This is a genomic window from Roseisolibacter agri (assembly GCF_030159095.1).
GTDB classification, from domain to species: Bacteria; Gemmatimonadota; Gemmatimonadetes; order Gemmatimonadales; family Gemmatimonadaceae; genus Roseisolibacter; species Roseisolibacter agri.
Window position 1 is genome coordinate 1 of sequence record NZ_BRXS01000002.1, and the last position, 16,246, is coordinate 16,246.

Annotated in this window: 14 protein-coding genes; 5 read left to right on the plus strand and 9 right to left on the minus strand. The window is 71.9% G+C overall.

Annotated elements, in window-relative coordinates:
• Positions 1 to 615: 615 nt before the first annotated feature.
• The 8 genes from rosag_RS04580 to rosag_RS04615 form a co-directional block, all read right to left on the minus strand.
• Positions 616 to 1,650, minus strand: coding sequence for a PxKF domain-containing protein (locus rosag_RS04580; protein ID WP_309298172.1), 1,035 nt, complete (start codon positions 1,648 to 1,650; stop codon positions 616 to 618).
• Between the two features lie 1,360 nt (positions 1,651 to 3,010).
• Positions 3,011 to 4,288 (minus strand): nucleoside permease, encoded by a 1,278-nt coding sequence (locus rosag_RS04585; RefSeq protein WP_284348864.1) that lies wholly within the window; start codon positions 4,286 to 4,288, stop codon positions 3,011 to 3,013.
• Entirely contained in the window at positions 4,285 to 5,079 is a 795-nt protein-coding gene (locus tag rosag_RS04590; RefSeq protein WP_284348865.1) for a 3-keto-disaccharide hydrolase, read from the minus strand. The genes rosag_RS04585 and rosag_RS04590 overlap by 4 nt, the downstream gene beginning before the upstream one ends.
• Positions 5,080 to 5,084: 5 nt before the next feature.
• Complete coding sequence (locus rosag_RS04595) at positions 5,085 to 6,740, minus strand: Gfo/Idh/MocA family protein (RefSeq protein ID WP_284348866.1); 1,656 nt, start codon at positions 6,738 to 6,740, stop codon at positions 5,085 to 5,087.
• Positions 6,741 to 6,747: 7 nt separating this feature from the next.
• Positions 6,748 to 8,013: a Gfo/Idh/MocA family protein gene (locus tag rosag_RS04600; protein ID WP_284348867.1), complete on the minus strand. Its 1,266-nt coding sequence runs from the start codon at positions 8,011 to 8,013 to the stop codon at positions 6,748 to 6,750.
• Positions 8,010 to 8,693, minus strand: coding sequence for a gluconate 2-dehydrogenase subunit 3 family protein (locus rosag_RS04605; RefSeq protein WP_284348868.1), 684 nt, complete (start codon positions 8,691 to 8,693; stop codon positions 8,010 to 8,012). Before rosag_RS04605 ends, rosag_RS04600 begins: the two co-directional genes overlap by 4 nt.
• Positions 8,693 to 10,384, minus strand: coding sequence for a GMC family oxidoreductase (locus tag rosag_RS04610; protein WP_284348869.1), 1,692 nt, complete (start codon positions 10,382 to 10,384; stop codon positions 8,693 to 8,695). Before rosag_RS04610 ends, rosag_RS04605 begins: the two co-directional genes overlap by 1 nt.
• Positions 10,384 to 11,307 (minus strand): sugar phosphate isomerase/epimerase family protein, encoded by a 924-nt coding sequence (locus rosag_RS04615; RefSeq protein ID WP_284348870.1) that lies wholly within the window; start codon positions 11,305 to 11,307, stop codon positions 10,384 to 10,386. The genes rosag_RS04610 and rosag_RS04615 overlap by 1 nt, the downstream gene beginning before the upstream one ends.
• A gap of 168 nt (positions 11,308 to 11,475) precedes the next feature.
• Here rosag_RS04615 and rosag_RS04620 point away from each other — a divergent pair, with 168 nt between their 5' ends.
• The 3 genes from rosag_RS04620 (at position 11,476) to rosag_RS04630 (ending at position 13,218) form a co-directional block, all read left to right on the plus strand.
• The gene (locus rosag_RS04620; protein WP_284348871.1) at positions 11,476 to 11,784 is read left to right on the plus strand and encodes a YciI-like protein; all 309 of its coding nucleotides are present in this window, start codon (positions 11,476 to 11,478) and stop codon (positions 11,782 to 11,784) included.
• Between the two features lie 8 nt (positions 11,785 to 11,792).
• Positions 11,793 to 12,293, plus strand: a complete 501-nt coding sequence (locus rosag_RS04625; RefSeq protein WP_284348872.1) for a DinB family protein — start codon at positions 11,793 to 11,795, stop codon at positions 12,291 to 12,293.
• Between the two features lie 466 nt (positions 12,294 to 12,759).
• Positions 12,760 to 13,218 carry an ester cyclase gene (locus tag rosag_RS04630; RefSeq protein ID WP_284348873.1) on the plus strand — a complete coding sequence of 153 codons (459 nt, stop codon included), beginning with the start codon at positions 12,760 to 12,762 and terminating at the stop codon, positions 13,216 to 13,218.
• Between the two features lie 440 nt (positions 13,219 to 13,658).
• Here rosag_RS04630 and rosag_RS04635 read toward each other — a convergent pair whose 3' ends face one another.
• Positions 13,659 to 14,177, minus strand: coding sequence for an SET domain-containing protein (locus rosag_RS04635; RefSeq protein ID WP_284348874.1), 519 nt, complete (start codon positions 14,175 to 14,177; stop codon positions 13,659 to 13,661).
• A gap of 16 nt (positions 14,178 to 14,193) precedes the next feature.
• Between rosag_RS04635 and rosag_RS04640 the strand changes: the two genes are divergently transcribed.
• Positions 14,194 to 14,718 (plus strand): nuclear transport factor 2 family protein, encoded by a 525-nt coding sequence (locus tag rosag_RS04640; RefSeq protein ID WP_284348875.1) that lies wholly within the window; start codon positions 14,194 to 14,196, stop codon positions 14,716 to 14,718.
• 7 nt (positions 14,719 to 14,725) lie between these two features.
• Positions 14,726 to 16,231, plus strand: coding sequence for an ABC transporter ATP-binding protein (locus rosag_RS04645; RefSeq protein WP_284348876.1), 1,506 nt, complete (start codon positions 14,726 to 14,728; stop codon positions 16,229 to 16,231).
• The last annotated feature ends 15 nt before the right edge of the window (positions 16,232 to 16,246 follow it).

Genomic DNA, 16,246 nt, shown 5'->3' on the forward strand with positions numbered 1-16,246 from the left:
GGGTGGCTCAAGCGCTGGCGGCGCGTGGCGACGCGGGCCGAGAAGCTCGCCGTCACCTACCGCGCCGCCATCTGCCTCGTCCTCGCCGCCCGCTACGCAACGCGGTACTTCTCAGACACTACCTAGGCCGCTCTACCCCCAGATCACGCCTGATGGACCAGCTGCAGCGGTAGGAGCGGAGAGACGCGCGCGGACCCGCGCGAGCCCGCGCCGACGAGCTCTAGGATCGCGACGCACGCACTCGTACAGCGTTTCCGCTCCGCGCCGACAGCGCCTTGGCCGTAGTGGGACGCACGACGCGGTGATCCACCCACTGCGCGGACTCGGTGTCGAAGCGCGCGGGCCGATGCGCGAGAGACCGATCGGCATGTCGCGCGCGACGATCGCGCTGGTGCGGCCCGGGTCCACGCCGAGGGCGCGGACGACCGGCGCGGGCGGCGCTGAGATGCGCGGCGCGGGCGCCGAGTTGGCAGGTGCGGAAGCGAGAGTCGGTGTCATCTCGCTTCCGCACCCTGACGCGTGTTCCGCTTCAGGTCAAGTGCATCGCGCGATGCGCGCGCGTCAGCAGACCGTCCCACGGGCAGATCGCCTTAAGACGTACGGGCACGTGCGCCACTACCGCGTGAAGCGGAAGAACGCGGACTTGGTCCGGCCGTCGGTGAGCGTCACGTCGAGCCGACGACAGCCACCAGCCCAGCCCTTCTCGGACTTCCACACGTAGATGTACTGATCCGTCGCCGCATCGTACGACAGACTGTTGCCAGACGCGGCCACCGTCTCCCCGACCGCGGATTGGGCAGCCTCGGAGACGCAGCTGACCGTCGTGGCCGAGGGCGATCCGCTCTTCAGGATCGCGAGACCGCGGTTCCCGTCGAGACTGAACTTCACGGGGATCGCGCTACCGGCTTTCACGACGTTGAAGACGCCGTCGTTCGCGACGGGCTGGAAGAACCCGGTAAACGCGAAGGTCGGGACGGATTCGACCACGACGAGGAACGAACCCGATGCGGAATTCCAGAAGTTGTCGTACGCCGCGCAGGTCACCTGGGTGGTACCGATCGGAAACATCGCACCGGACTCCGCATCACAAACGATCTGAACATCCGGGTCTGCCACGTCACTGGCGTGCACCGTGAAACTCACTGATGCTTCCTGCGCACCAGGGGCCGCCTGCACAACCTGGGTTGGCGGCATAGTCAGCTGAGGATTCGTCGTATCCTGAACGCGGACGGTGAAGTGGGTGTTCTTGCTGTTGCCAGCAGCGTCAACGGCGAAGCAGATCACGTTTGTGCTGCCGAACGGGAAGAGAGTTGGCGACGGGGCATCACACTGCACCGGGAGAGCATTTCCATCAACGTCATACGCATTCGGAGTCGCGAAGGCGACGACCGCGCCATCGGGTCCGGTAGCCTCTACGACGATGGGCGGGGGCGTGTCAATATAGACTTGGCTGCCAGGTACGACCTCGGCCGAAGCACGGGACGTCGGAGCGAGAGCTCGCGGTCGCGCCGGATCCGCATCACCGCACGCTGCGCTCAAGGCGAGCAGGCCAAGCGTCGCGACGCGTCCGAGACCTGCGATCGTCTGAGACGAGGCGGATCTTCCAAGGGTCGTCCGAGTGGGAGGCGTCATCCAGCGCCGAGTACGCATGCGGCAACTCCTAGCGAGGTCGCGCGGTGGGTGGGGGTCGTTCGAGGGATTGAACGGAGGACGCGGCACACGCGTCGCGCTCGAGGGCCGCAACTGAACCGCGAAGACGCGTGAGTGACGCGCACGAGGGATGTTCGCGCTTGAGTGGCGCGAAGGGATCGCGGACACGTGGTGCCGTTGACGCTGCGGCGCGAACCACCGCTACCGTCGCTGCGCGACTTCCATGCGCCGCCGGGATCGTGCGTCGCACACGCCTCGCGCGCCATGCATTTGTTTACCGGGCGCCCACTATTCGGTTGCGCATCCGTGCTGTCAAGAGCGCGGCATCTTGCAATTCAGCAAGCCGTGCTTGACGATTCGCGGCGTGTCATCGGCGAGCGCATGTATGGCGCGTGCCGGACGCGTGCACGGTGTTAAGCCGCGGACCGCTGGCCCGTCGGATTGCGCGTACGATCGTGCACCGCGTCGGGGGCCTGCACACCCGCACCGTGCGGCACGCGTTGTGGACGCCGGCTGAACACGCGCATGCGTACCCCGTCCGAGCCGGGCGTGAGCTGCGCGCGCGGCGTGCGCCGAGATGCGGCCACCTCGACTTCGGGCACGTCGTCTAGGCTCGCGCCTCCGAATGGATCCGGTGCCTCGTACGCGCCGGACCGGTAGAGCGGTAGCACCGCATTCGCCGTCCGCGCCATGCCGCTCCCGCCCTGCAAGTCCGCCAGCGCCGGCCGCTTCTCCGCTCTCCGGAGCGTGCTCGCCGCGCCACGACGTTGACGAGGATGTTGTCGAACTCTGCGTTGTCGGTCGCGTGTCCCGACAGGTGCCATGTCCGCGCGTAAGCAGTGCGCGCTCCGATGTCCTCCATCACGACGTACCGCCGCTTGGACGCCGGCGAACGGCTCCCGCTCCCAGTCTGCGCCGCATAGGGCTGCAGGTCGCTCGAGAGATCCTGCGCGGGCGCGGTCGGGTCCTGCGTAGTGGCTGCTCGGCAACTTCGGGATCTTCCGGTAGGCCGGGCGCCAGCGACCTGCATTTGCAAGGATGAAGATCGGATAAGATCTGATAACGACGGATGGCTCCGCGTGGCGCGAGAATCCACGCGCTCCGCCGGAGCCATCCGCTCTCATCCGATCTTCTCGGACTTTCATCCTTGCTGCTGTTGCCGTTCTGGTCCGGCGCGCTCGACCCCTCTTGCCTTTGGGAGGGATGCGGATGCTCCGGATGAAGACGGATGCTCCGGATCGCTCCGCATGGCGGCGACGTCCCATGCGCTACACGGAGCGATCCGAATCATCCGTTCAGATCCGAAGCATCCGCTTCCCCCCAATAGGCCAACAGGTCCGGCGCGTCGATGCCGGCCGCGTCAGGCCGGCGCGCTCGCCGGCGCCGCCTCCGGCACATGCGCACCCGGCCGCTGCGCCCGTGGCCGGAAGAGCAGCGCGAAGATCACCAGCACCACCAGCGCACCCGCCGCCGGCACCAGCCAGATCGACGTCCAGTCGTGCGTCACCGCGCCTGCGGCGCCCGCGACCGTGTTCGCGTCCACCACCACGCCCGACAGCCAGCTCCCGATCGCCTGCCCGAGGCCGAGCGTCACCAGCGTGATGAAGCCCTGCGCCGCGGCGCGGATCGAGACGTCCGCCTGCTGGTCGACGTAGATCTGACCCGTCACGAAGAAGAAGTCGTAGCACACGCCGTGGAGCAGCAGCCCGAGGTAGAGCATCCACATCCCGCTCGTCGCGTTCCCCTGCGAGAACAGGACGTAGCGCGCCGTCCACGCGGCCATGCCGATCAGCAGCATCTTCTTCACGCCCAGGCGCGCGAAGAAGAACGGCATCAGCAGCATGAAGCCGATCTCCGACATCTGCCCGAGCGTCATCTTCGCCGCCGCGCCGGCTACCCCGATCTCGTTCAGGAAGGGGTTGGTGAACGCGTAGTAGAACTGCAGCGGGATGCACAGCAGGAACGAGCCGAGCACGAACACCGCGAACGAGCGGTCCTTCATCAGCGCCAGCGCGTCCAGCCCCAGGACGTCGCGCGCCGAGAACGGCTTGCCGGCGGCCTGCGGCGGCGTGTGCGGGAGCGTGAGCGCGTAGAGCGCCATCAGCACCGACGCGCCCGCGCCGATGCGCAGCGGCATCGCCGTCGCGTCGGCGCCCAGCAAGCCGATCACCCAGCCCACCGCGATGAAGCCGATCGTGCCGAGCACGCGGATGCGCGGGAACTCGCGCCCCGGGTCGCCCATGTTGGCGAACGAGAGCGAGTTGGTGAGCGCCAGCGTCGGCATGTAGCAGAGCGTGTACAGGCCGAAGTAGAGCGCGAACCCCGAGAAGCCGTCCTGCAGCGTCGCCACGTACAGTAGCGCCGCCCCCACCAGGTGCAGCGCCGCCAGCATCTTCTCCGTGGCGAAGAAGCGGTCCGCGATCATCCCCACGATGAACGGCGACACGATCGCCGCCAGCGCCGGCATCATGTACGCGAAGCCGATCTCCTTGCCGCTCGCCCGCAGCACGTTCCCCAGGAACGTCCCGAGCGTCACCAGCCACGAGCCGTAGATGAAGTACTGCACGAACATCATCACGGAGAGGCGCGTGCGGATCGCACCGCCCCCTCCCCGCACGGGCGCGGCGGCGGCGCTCATGGCAGCACCCGCACCTTGATCGAGCGGAACTGCACGCGGTCGCCGTGGTCCTGCAGGCCGATGAGGCCCTCCTTGCCCGTGCCGTACGCCTTCCACGCCGCGAACTTCGACGCCGCGACCTTCGCCTTCCAGTCGTCGCTCCACGCCTCGTAGCTCACGACCTTCTGGCCGTTGAGCCAGTGCTCCACCGCGTTGCCACGCACCACCAGCCGCGCGCTGTTCCACTCGCCGGCCGGCTTCACCACGCCGCGCGGCGGCGCGTACAGCCCGTACGCCGCGCCGGCGGACGTCAGCGGGTTCTTGCCGTCCGGATGCCGCGCGTCGTCCAGGATCTGCATCTCGGGCGCGCTGTAGTAGATCGGGTCCGCGCTCTCCAGCGCGTGGTAGAAGACGCCGCTGTTGCCGCCGGGCGGCACCTTCCACTCCAGCGCCAGCTCGAAGTCCTTGTACTTGTCCGTCGTGACGATGTCGCCGCCGCGCCCCGTGCGCGTGAGCGCGCCGTCCACCACCGACCACCCGGAGTCCGGCATCGCGGTCTTGCCGTAGCCGCGCCACCCCGCGGTCGACGTCCCGTCGAACAGCAGCTTCCACCCGTCGGCGCGCTCGGCGTCGGTGAGCGTGTTCGGCGCGCCCGGCTGCGCGGCCGCGTTGGTGACGTCGCCCATGGCCTGCGCGGTGTCGGTGGCGGTGCTCGTCGCCGCCGGCGAGTCGGCGACGGTGTCGTTCCGCTGTCCGCAGCCCGCAGCCCCCACGACGAGGAGCGCGGCCTGCACGAGGAGAGAGGTTCGCATGGTCGTCAGAGGCTCCAGCCGTCGCGGTACCGGCGCGTGAGGAATGGGTTGGCTTCGGGCACGTTGGTCACGGTCATCGCCGCGGCGTCGTAGGCGATCTTCCGCCCCTGCCCCGCGCGCAGCGCCACGATCGGGAGCAGCATCGTCTCGTTCAGCGCCGCCGCGTATGCGAACGGGCTGCTCGCCTGCCCCTTGCCCTTGCAGGCGTTCGCCCAGTTCACCTCGTGCGGGACGTCCACGCGCGGCACCGTCTTCGGGACGCGGTCGGCCGCCTCCTGCAGCGACGCCGGGAAGACGCGCGGGTTGTTGCCGTACGTCTCGTAGATCAGGATCCCCTTCTCGCCGATGAACACGCCCCCGCCGCCGTCGCCGCGCGGGAGCGTCTGGTCGTCGGGCAGGAAGTTGGGACGCGGCGGCATCAGCCCGCCGTCGTACCAGAACAGCTTCACCGGCCCGCGCGCGCCGACCGCGGGATACTCGTACTCCGCCGTCATCGCCAGCGGATAGCTCGCGGGGTTGTTCGCGGGTCCGCCCCACGGCGTCGACGACGCGCTGACGCTCGTCGGCTGCGTGAGGTCGAGCGCCCAGTACGGCTGGTCGATCAGGTGCGCGCCCATGTCGCCGATCGCGCCCACGCCGAAGTCCGTCCACCCGCGCCAGCTGAACGGGTGGTACGCGGGATGGTACGGGATCGGCGGCACCGGGCCGCAGTAGAGGTCCCAGTCGAGCCCCGGCGGCGGCGACTGCGGGTTGGCCGCCATCGCCGCCAGCACCGCGTTGTCCACCGTGCGCATGTTCCAGCGCGGCGGCGCCACCGGCAGCGGCTTGCCGTCGCTCAGCGCCAGCGCAGCCTGCGGCGCCGCCGCGGGTGCGGCCGCACCGTTCGTCGCGTTCGCGACCTCCGGCCGCGGGATCCCCTGCGCCCAGTAGCGCACCGGACGGTCGGTCCAGACGTGCACCTCGCTCACCTTGCCGATGATGCCGGCCTGAATGAGCTCGCGGATGCGCCGCGTCCCCTCGCCCGAGTGGCCCTGGTTGCCCATCTGCGTGACGATCTTCGGCAGCTCGCGCGCCGTCTTCGCGAGCACGCGCGACTCGTGCACGGTCGCCGCCAGCGGCTTCTGCACGTACACGTGCTTCCCCGCGCGCATCGCCCGCTCGGCGATCACGGCGTGCAGGTGGTCCGGCGTCGCGACGACGATGCCGTCCAGGTTCTTCTGCCTGTCCAGCAGCTGCCGGAAGTCGGCGTACTTCGCCGCCTTGAGATACGTGCGCTCGACCGCCTGCGCCTCCAGCAGCGACTTCTCGGCCGCCTTCGTGCGCTCCTCCATCCACTTCGCGCGCTCGGCCTCGGGCACGGTCGCGGGCACGCTCGTGGGCGGGCGCACGCGCAGGCGTCCCGCGATCGACCGCTCGACGTACGGCATGTCGACGTCGCAGATCGCCACGACGTTCTCGCCGAGGAGCTGCGTCCAGTTGCTCATGCCCATGCCGCCGGCGCCGACGATGGCGACGTTCAGCGTGTCGCTCGGCGCCTGGTAGCCCGGGCCGCCCAGCACGTGGCGCGGGACGATCATCGCGCCCATCGCCAGCGTCGACGCCGTGCCGACGAACTCGCGGCGGGTGATCGGGTTGGTCACGGGACCCTGTCCATCGTTCATGCGGGGCTCAGCTCCGGGCGGTGGCGAGGCGGTCGAGGGCGGGCGGTCGCCACGTGCCGCGGGCGACCGGGGGGACGTAGTCGGCGATCGTGTCGGGCGCCCACTCCAGCGTGCGGCGCTCCTCCGCGCTGCGGTACGCGGTCATCAGCAGCTGCACCACTTCCAGCCCGTCGGCGAACGTCAGCCGCGGCTGCTCCTTCCCGAGGAACGCGCGCGCGAAGTGGCGGTTCTCGGCCTCGTAGCCGTAGGCCGCGGCCTCGTTCACCACGACGGGCATCAGGCCCGATTCGGCGTTCTGCTTCTCGATCAGGTCCTCGCCCGCGCGGCCCTGCACGGCGCGGCTGAAGAAGAGCTGCAGCCCCGTGTCCAGGGAGCTCCAGCGCATCGAGTACTCGGGCCCCAGCAGCTCGGCGCTCAGGCGCAGCCCCGCGCCCACGAAGCTCCACGACGTCGACGCCTCGCCGATCGCGGTGTGCCCTTCCGCGGTCTCGAACTCGATCGTCGCGCTGGCGAAGTCCTCGGACGGCGCGCGGTGGTAGTCGACGCCCATCTGCTGCTGCAGCACCGCGCGGTACTCGGGGCGCGTCCACTTGAGGCTCGCGATCTGCGCCGTCACGCGCACGGGCCGCACGCTCGACAGCGGCTCGCCGGGGCGCGTGAGCAGGTGCCGCACGAGCAGCGCGGAGTGGCACATCATGTCGTTCAGCACCCCGCCGCCCTGCTGCACGCCGCTCCAGAACCACGGCATGTGCGGCCCGCTGTGCTCCTCCGCCGCGCGCGCGAGGTACGGCCGTCCGGTGGCGGATGCGCCGCGCGCCCACAGCAGCTCGCGCCCCGTCTCCACCTGCGGCGCGAACAGCTGGTTCTCGAGGTACGCGGTCGGCAGCCCCACCGACTCCACCAATTCGACGACGCGGCGCGCTTCCGCCACCGTGCGCGCCAGCGGCTTCTCGCACGCCAGCCCGCGCAGCGTGCCGCGCCCCTCGCGTATCGCCTGCACGATCGCCTCGACGTTGGCCACGCGCGCGTGGTTGGGCCCCACGAGCCAGATCGCGTGGACGTGCGGATCGGCGACGAGGTCGGCGATCGAGGCGTGCGCGCGCGCGTCGCCCACGTCCAGCGAGCGCGCGTACGCGGCGGCCGACTCGGCGTGCCGCGCGTCGGGGCTCCACACGCCGCGCACGTCGGCCTCGCGCACCGCCTGGAAGGAGCGGATGTGGAAGCGCGCGATGAAGCCGCTGCCGACGAAGCCGATCCCCAGGCGGTCGCTCATCGCGTCGGGGTGCCCTGCGGTGCGACGCGCGTCGTCATCAGGTCGTAGCTGACGCCCAGCTTGTCGAGCGCCGGCTTGGGGCACCCCTGCCAGTTGGGGTTGAAGACGTTCCCCTGGTACTGCAGGTCCTTCCACCCGATCGCGCTCGAGAAGAAGCCCGAGGCGACCATGTTGCGGAAGGTGTTGAAGAACGCCGCGCCCGGCCGCAGCGCCGGCGGCGCCTGCGCCGCGGGGCCCGCGATGTCGTCCAGGATCTGGTGCCGCTGCGCCTCGCTCGCCTGATGGTACGCGACGTTGAAGCGCCGCCGCGTCTCGGTATCGAGCCACCGCAGCCCGCCGCGCATCGCGACGCGCGACTCGTCGCTCGTCTCCTGCACGGACATGTGGTGGTCCATGTAGGCCGGCACGCCCGCGTCGGTCGCGCTCCCCGAGCGGTCGTCGCGCGGGATGATGTCGTCGGCCAGCACGCCGACGGTGCGCCACTCGCGCGCGGTGAAGAACTTCCGCTTCGGCACGCTCGCCGCCGGCGGCGCCGTCTGCCCGGCCGGCTGGTTGGGCGTCGCGTGCGGCGTGCGCGGCGGCTGCGCGGGCTGCTGCGCCTCGACGGCGTCGACGACGCCCGCGAGCGGCAGGACGCTCAGGACCTTGAGCGCCGCGCGACGGTTGATGTTCTCGCTCATCAGATCGCTCCCGCCTTCCGCTGGGCCGTGATCGCGTCCGCCGTGCGCCACGCCAGCGCGAGGATCGTCCACGTCGGGTTCTTGTCCGCCTGCGACACGAACGGCGCGCCGTCGGCGATGAACAGGTTCTTGCAGTCGTGCGCCTGGCAGTCGGCGTTCAGCACCGACGTCTTGGGGTCGGTCCCCATGCGCGCGCCGCCCAGCTCGTGGATGATGCGGCCACCCGGCGCGAGCCCGTACTGCTGCTCCTTCGTCGGCATGCCGCTGAACACCGTGCCGCCCATCTCCGCGATCAGCTTGCGGAAGGTCTCCTGCATGTGCTTCGACTGGTTGATCTCGTGGTCGCTCCACTCCCAGTGGAAGCGCAGCACCGGGATCCCCCACTGGTCCACCACCGTCGGGTCGATCTCGGCGTACGACTTGTCGTTCGGGATCATCTCGCCGCGCCCCGAGAAGCCGATCGTCGCGCCGTAGTACTTGCGGTAGTCCTCCTTCAGCTTCTTCCCGTAGCCGGCGACGTTCGGGTAGCGCTGGATCCCGCCGCCGAAGCCGTACGACGGCTGCCCCAGCCCGCCCCACACCTCGATGTGGTAGCCGCGCGGGAAGTCGAGCTTCGCGTTGTCCAGCCACCACGGCATGTACACGTGCATGCCGCCCACGCCGTCCTCGTTGTGCGGCACGTGGTCCACCATCGCGGGGATGAAGCCCGAGACGTCGGTGCCCGTGGTGTCGGTGATGTAGCGCCCCACCGTGCCGCTGCCGTTCGCGAGCCCCTGCGGGAACTGCGAGGACTTGGAGTTGAGCAGCAGCCGCGCGCTCTCCAGCGCGCTCGCCGCCAGCACCACGACCTTCGCGCGCACGTGCCGGTCCTCGCCGCTCGGCTTGTGCACGTACGAGACGCCCGTCGCCAGCCCGTCGCGGCCGACCGTCACCTCGCGCGCCATCGCCTCGGTGATCAGCGTCAGCTTCCCCGTCGCCAGCGCCGGCGCGATCAGCACGTCGGGGCTGGAGAAGTTCGCCTTCACGCTGCAGCCGCGGTTGCACTGGCCGCAGTAGTGGCACGCCTGACGGCCCGGCAGCGGCTTGGTGATGATCGAGAGCCGCGACGGGATGCACGTGATCCCCAGCTTGTCGCTCGCCTTCTTCACCAGCAGCTCGTAGCAGCGCGGCTTGGGCGCCGGATGGAAGCGCCCGTCGGGGTGGTTCTCCAGCCCCTCGTTGCTGCCGAAGACGCCGATCAGGTCGTCGATGCGGTCGTAGTACGGCGCGATGTCCTGGTAGCCGATCGGCCAGTCGTCGCCCAGCCCGTCGTGCGTCTTCCCCTTGAAGTCGCGCGGCCCGAAGCGCAGCGAGATGCGGCCCCAGTGGTTCGTGCGCCCGCCGAGCATGCGCCCGCGCCACCAGTCGAAGCGGGTGCCGGGGGCGCGCGTGTACGGCTCGCCCTCGATCTCGAAGCCGCCGTCGCACGCGTCGTGCTCGCCGAACTCGCGGTTGCGCGTGGAGCGTCCGCGCCCCGGCGTCGCGTACGCCGGCAGGATCATCGTCGAGTTCTTCGACGCGTACCACGCGGGGCCCGCCTCCAGCATCACCACGCGCGCGCCCGCCTTCGTCAGCGCGTACGCGGCCATGCCGCCGCCGGCTCCGGAGCCGACGATCGCGACGTCGTAGACCTGCTGCTCGCTGTGCGCCATCAGGACATCAGTCGGCGAAGGTGCTCGTAGCCCGCACGCGCGGTCGCCAGCGCGTCGGTGGGATTGTCGTGCTCCACGTACACGCCCTGCAGGCCCACGCGGCGCCCCTCGCGGATCAGCGTCGCGAAGTCGATCGTCCCCGCGCCGACGTCCACCATCTTCCGCTCGGGCGCCGCGGTGGCGTCCTTCGCGTGGATCATCACCACGCGCCCCGGCTCGCCGGTCATGAGCGCCAGCGCGTCCTTCCCCGCCTTGGTCGCCCAGTACACGTCCAGCTCGTACTTCACGAGCTGCCGGTCGGCCTCCGCGCGCAGGATGTCCCATCCCGTCTGCGTCGTCCCCGCGATCGGCGCGAACTCGAAGTCGTGGTTGTGGTACGCCATGCCGATGTCGCGCGCGCGCGCGAGCTCGCCCCAGCGCGACAGGTCGGCGGCGAGCCGCTTGTACGCGTCCACGGTGCGCTCGCTCTGGTCCAGCCACGGCACGGCGACCCACTGGTGGCCGAGCGTCGCCGCGTCGTCGAGGACCTTGGCGACCGAGGCGCGGAACTGCGCGAGCGGCACGTGCGCCGACGGCGCCGCCAGCTGGTGCCGGTCGAGGATCGCGCGGAGCTCGGCCGCCGTCTTCCCGTGGTGCTGGAACAGCTCGACGTTGCGGTAGCCGATCCGCGACAGCGCCGCGAGCGTCCCTTCGAGGTCCTTCCCGAGCGCGTCGCGCAGCGTGTACAGCTGGACGCCGAGTCGCATGGTGGCGGGCGCCGTGGACGCGTTGGCCGGCGTGGTGGTGTCCGGCGCGGAGCCGGCGCGGGGCGCGCACGCCGCGAGGGGCGCGAGCAGCGGCGCGGCCATCGCGGCGCCGGCCGCCGCACCGAGCGTGCGCAGGAAGGTGCGCCGCGGGGTCGCGGCGGCCTGGTCGAGAGGCATGGGAGTCACCGCGTGAGGGGAGCCGCGGCGAAATCCTACCGGGGTGCGCAGGAGGACGCCAGAGCGCGGCGCGTCGGCCGTCACGGACGGTCGCACCGCTGGCGTCCCACGCACGCCCTCCGCAGACTTGCACCGTCGTCCCCCCCTCCACCCGCGCCGCGCCTCGCGATGCACTACCTGCTCATGTACGACGTCGCGCCCGACTACCTCGCCCGCCGCGGCGAGTTTCGCGGCGCGCACCTCGCCCTCGGCTGGGCCGCGCACGCGCGCGGCGAGCTGGTGCTCGGCGGCGCGCTCGCGGATCCGGTGGACGGCGCGGTGCTGCTCTTCCGCGGCGACTCGCCGGCGGTCGCGGAGCGCTTCGCGGAGGCCGACCCGTACGTGACGAACGGGCTGGTGCGGACCTGGCGCGTGCGCCCGTGGACGACCGTCATCGGCGACGACGCGGCGACGCCGGTGCGCCCCGAGCCGGCATGAGCGCGGGCATGAGCGCGCCCGAGCCCTGGCTGCGCGGCCCGATCGCCGGCGTGCCGCCCACGCTGCAGCCCGCGGCGCACGCGCTGCAGCAGGCGCTGGAGGACGTGCGCGCGTCGGTCGGCACGCTGGACGACGCGGCGTTGTGGCGGAGTCCCGGGGGCGGCGCGCCCTCGGCCGGCTGGCACGTGCTGCACGCCGGCGGCGCGCTCGACCGGCTGCTGACGTACGCGCGCGGTGCGGCCCTCGACGACGCGCAGCGCGCCGCGCTCGCGGCGGAGAAGGCGCCCGAGCAGGTGAACGGCGCGACGCTGCTGGCCGGCTTCGAGGCGCGCGTCGCGGCCGCGTTCGCGCAGCTGCGCGCCACCGATCCGTCGACGCTCGCCGACGTGCGCGAGGTCGGCCGCGCGAAGCTGCCGTCGACGGTGCTCGGCCTGCTCTTTCACGCGGCCGAGCACACGCAGCGGCACGTGGGGTCGGTCGTGACGACGGCGCGGGTGGTCAGAGGCTGAGCGCTGCGCGCTACGTGGCCGGCCTGTTCACGCCGGACCCGCTCGCCTTTGGGGAGGATGCGGATGCTCCGGATGCGGCGGATGCTGCGGATCGCGCCGCGTGGCGGCGACACTCCGTGCACTCGAGCGGAGCGATCCGAACGATCCGTTCCGATCCGAGGCATCCGTATCCCTCCAATCGCCAGGGGGCTCGGGCGCGCCGGACCTCGGCATGCGACACACTGCTCCGCGCCCGAGCGTCAGACGGCCGCGCAGCCCGCCGCCGCTGGCGAGGTCGGCGCGCCGTGGCAGGTCCGATCAGCTTGACTCGCGCACGCGCCTCACGATCGTGGAGCGCCGCGCGCCGCACGGAGGCGCGGCGCACGTTCCCGCTCCGTCCCGCCGCCCGGCGCACTCCCGCTGCCGGCGTCGGCCACGTGGCGCAGGGGCGGGTGGGGACCTCACCTCCGCAGCCCGGGAGGTCGTCATGGCAAAGTCCACGCAGCAGGACGCCGCCACCTACACGGGTGCCGGCCAGGACGTCACCACGATCGCGCGCACGCTGATCGACGCGTACAACACGCGCGACTTCGACCGGCTCGACGCGGTCATCGCGCCCGACGCCGAACTCCGCAACGTCGCCACCGGCGAGGTCTATCGCGGGGCGGACGCGATGAAGCGGTACCAGCGCAACTGGGCGACCGCGTTCCCCGAGTCGAGGGTCGACCTCACGACGCTGGTCGGATGCGGCGAGACGGTGACCATGGAGTACGTCGGCCGCGGCCGGCAGACCGGCCCACTCGACACGCCGCAGGGGCGCATCGAGCCCACCGGACGCAGCGTCGAGCTGCCGCTCTGCGACGTGCTCACCGTGCACGACGGCCGCATCACCGGCGGTCGCACCTACTACGACGTCGCGACGCTCCTGCGGCAGCTCGGCCGGTGACGGTGCGGCGGACCGCGGGACTCGATCCGTGCCGTCGTCAGCCGTCGTTGCGCCCGCGCCCTGTGACTTGTGGAGGGATGCGGATGCTCCGGATCGGAGCGGATCCTTCGGATCGCTCCGTGTGGCGGCGACGCTCCGTGCGCCGGTGCGGAGCGATCCGGAGCATCCGTTCTCATCCGAAGCATCCGCATCCCTCCAAAAGGACAGGAGGGTCCAGCGCGCCGGACCCGAACGACAAGAGCAGACAGGATCAAACGGATTGACGGACAAGATCGGATGTACGCTCCTCGCGGCGCAGGGAGCCACGCCCGACGAGGAAGTCACATCAGATCTTGTCCGTCCAATCCGTCCAATCCTGTCGAAGCCGTTCGCCGGTCAGGTCGGCTGCGTCGATGCCGGCCGCGCAGCACACAGCGGTTCAGATCCGCAGCCCGCAGCCGTCAGCGCTTCTTGGCGAGCATCGTCCCCCGGCAGTTCGCCGCCCCGCAGTTGCACGGGAACCGCCGCTTCGCCGCCGGCGTGTGCCGTTCCTCCAGCACGAACGCGTAGTCGTACGCCAGCTCGTCGCCCGGGTCCACGTCGTGGATCGTCTCGATCCAGATCCGCCCGCCCTCCACGATCGCGTCGCAGTTCGGGTCGCACGAGTGGTTGATGAAGCGCGCCTCGTTGCCGTTCACCGCCGCGTCCACCACCACCTCGACCCACTCGCCGTCGATCTCGTCCTCGATTGCGAACAGGAAGGTGTGGTGCCGCTCCCCCGGCACGTCCGGATACCGCGCCTCCGACTCCGCCACCGTCAGCCGCTCGCCCGCGTACTCGATCAGGCGCGTGCCCGCGGGGATGAAGCGCGTCGCGAACGCTCCCAGCCCCTGCATCGGCGACGGGCGGATCTCGAACGGAAGATCGACGGGGTCGGCGGGCCCGGAAGGGGCCCCGGAGGCGGCGGCATCGTGCGGCATGCCGCATCTTACCCGCATGACGCCCCGAATCCTCGCCTCCGCGTCGCTCCTGGCGACGCTCCTCGCCGCCGCGCCGCTGGCCGCCCAGGCGCCGGCCGCCGCTGCCCCCACGTTCGATCCCGCCGCCGACCGCGCCGCCGCGCTGGCCGTCGTCAAGCGCCTCTTCGACGCCATGCGCGCCGGCGACAGCGCCACCGTCCGCGCCGTCTTCCACCCGCAGGCGCTCCTCTCCTCCGCGCTCGTCGGCCGCGATGGCACGCCGCAGGTCCGCGTCGATTCGCTCGCCAGCTTCGTCCGCGCCGTCGGGACGCCGCACGCCGAGGTGTGGGACGAGCGCATCTCCGGCGAGATCGTGCAGGTGGACGGGCCCATGGCCACCGTCTGGACGCGCTACGCCTTCTACGCCGGCACGAAGTTCAGCCACTGCGGCGTCGACGCGTTCACCCTCGCCCGCACCGGGACCGAGTGGCGCATCCTCGCGCTCACCGACACGCGGCAGCGCACCGGCTGCCCGGAGCAGGCCGCCGGCGCCGCGCGCTGATCCGCGGGTGACCCACCCGGTCAACGATGGGGTGATCCTCGCGCTCGACGGCATCGTCAAGCGCTTCGGCGCCGCCGTCGCGCTCGACGGGGCGTCGCTCGCCGTCCGGCGCGGGACGCTCCACGCCGTCCTCGGCGAGAACGGCGCCGGGAAGACGACGCTCATGCGCATCGCGTTCGGGATGCTGCCGCCCGACGCGGGCACCATCCGCCTGGATGGCGTCGCGCGCCGCCTGGCCTCCCCCGCCGACGCGATCGCCGCCGGCATCGGCATGGTCCACCAGCACTTCACGGTCGTCCCCGCGATGACCGTGGCGGAGAACGTGGCGCTGGGCGGACGCGGGCGGTACGACGCGCGGGCGGCGGCGGACCGCGTCCGCGAGGTCGGCGCGCGGGCGGGCCTCGCCCTCGATCCGGACGCCCGCGCCGGCGACCTCTCGGTGGCCGGCCAGCAGCGCCTCGAGATCGTGAAGGCGCTCGCCCGCGACGCCCGCCTCCTCATCCTCGACGAGCCGGCCGCCGTGCTCGGCCCGGCCGAAGCGCGCGAGCTCCTGACCTGGCTCCGCGGCTACGTCGACGCCGGGGCGACCGCGGTCCTCATCACCCACAAGCTGCGCGACGCGCTCGCCTTCGCCGACGACGTGACGGTGCTGCGGCGCGGGCGCACGGTCGCCACCGCCAGGGCCGCCGCCACCGACGAGACCGCGCTCACCCGCCACATGCTGGGCGCCGCCGACGGGACGGACGACGCCGCGCTGGCGACCGTCGGCGCCGGCCCCGCGGCGCACCACGACGCCGCGCCGACCGCCGGCCCGGTGCGCGCCGCCGCACGTGACCTCCGCTACGTCGACGCGCGCGGCGTCACCGTCGTCCGCGACGCCACCTTCGAGCTGCGCGCCGGTGAGCTGGTCGGCGTCGTCGGCGTCGAGGGGAGCGGCCAGCGCGAGCTGCTCCGCCTCCTCGCCGGCCGCCTCGCGCCGACCGCGGGCACGCTCACCCGCCCCGCGCGTGTCGGGTTCGTCCCCGAGGATCGGCACCGAGATGCCCTCTTGCTCGACGGCTCGCTCGTCGAGAACGTGGCGCTGCGGGGCGCGGGCGCCCGGCGCGGCCTGGTCCCCTGGACCGCGCTCGGTCGGCGCACGACCACGCTGCTGGAGCGCTTCGACGTCCGGGCCGGGCCGGCCGGCGCCACGCTCCCGGCCCGCGCGCTCTCCGGCGGCAACCAGCAGAAGCTGGTCGTCGCCCGCGAGCTGGCCGGCGACGAGACGGGCACCCCCGAGCTCGTCGTGGCCGAGAACCCCACGCGCGGCCTCGACGTCCGCGCGACGGCCGCCGTGCTGGCGCGGCTGCGCGACGCACGCGCGGCCGGCGCGGCGGTGATCGTCTACTCGAGCGACCTGGACGAGGTGCTGGCGCTGGCCGACCGCGTCCTCGTGGTGTACGACGGACACGTGCGCCCGGCTCCGGCCGAGCGTGAGGCGGTCGGGCGTGCGATGCTCGGCGTCTTCGACTAGAGAAGCGGCGACCCG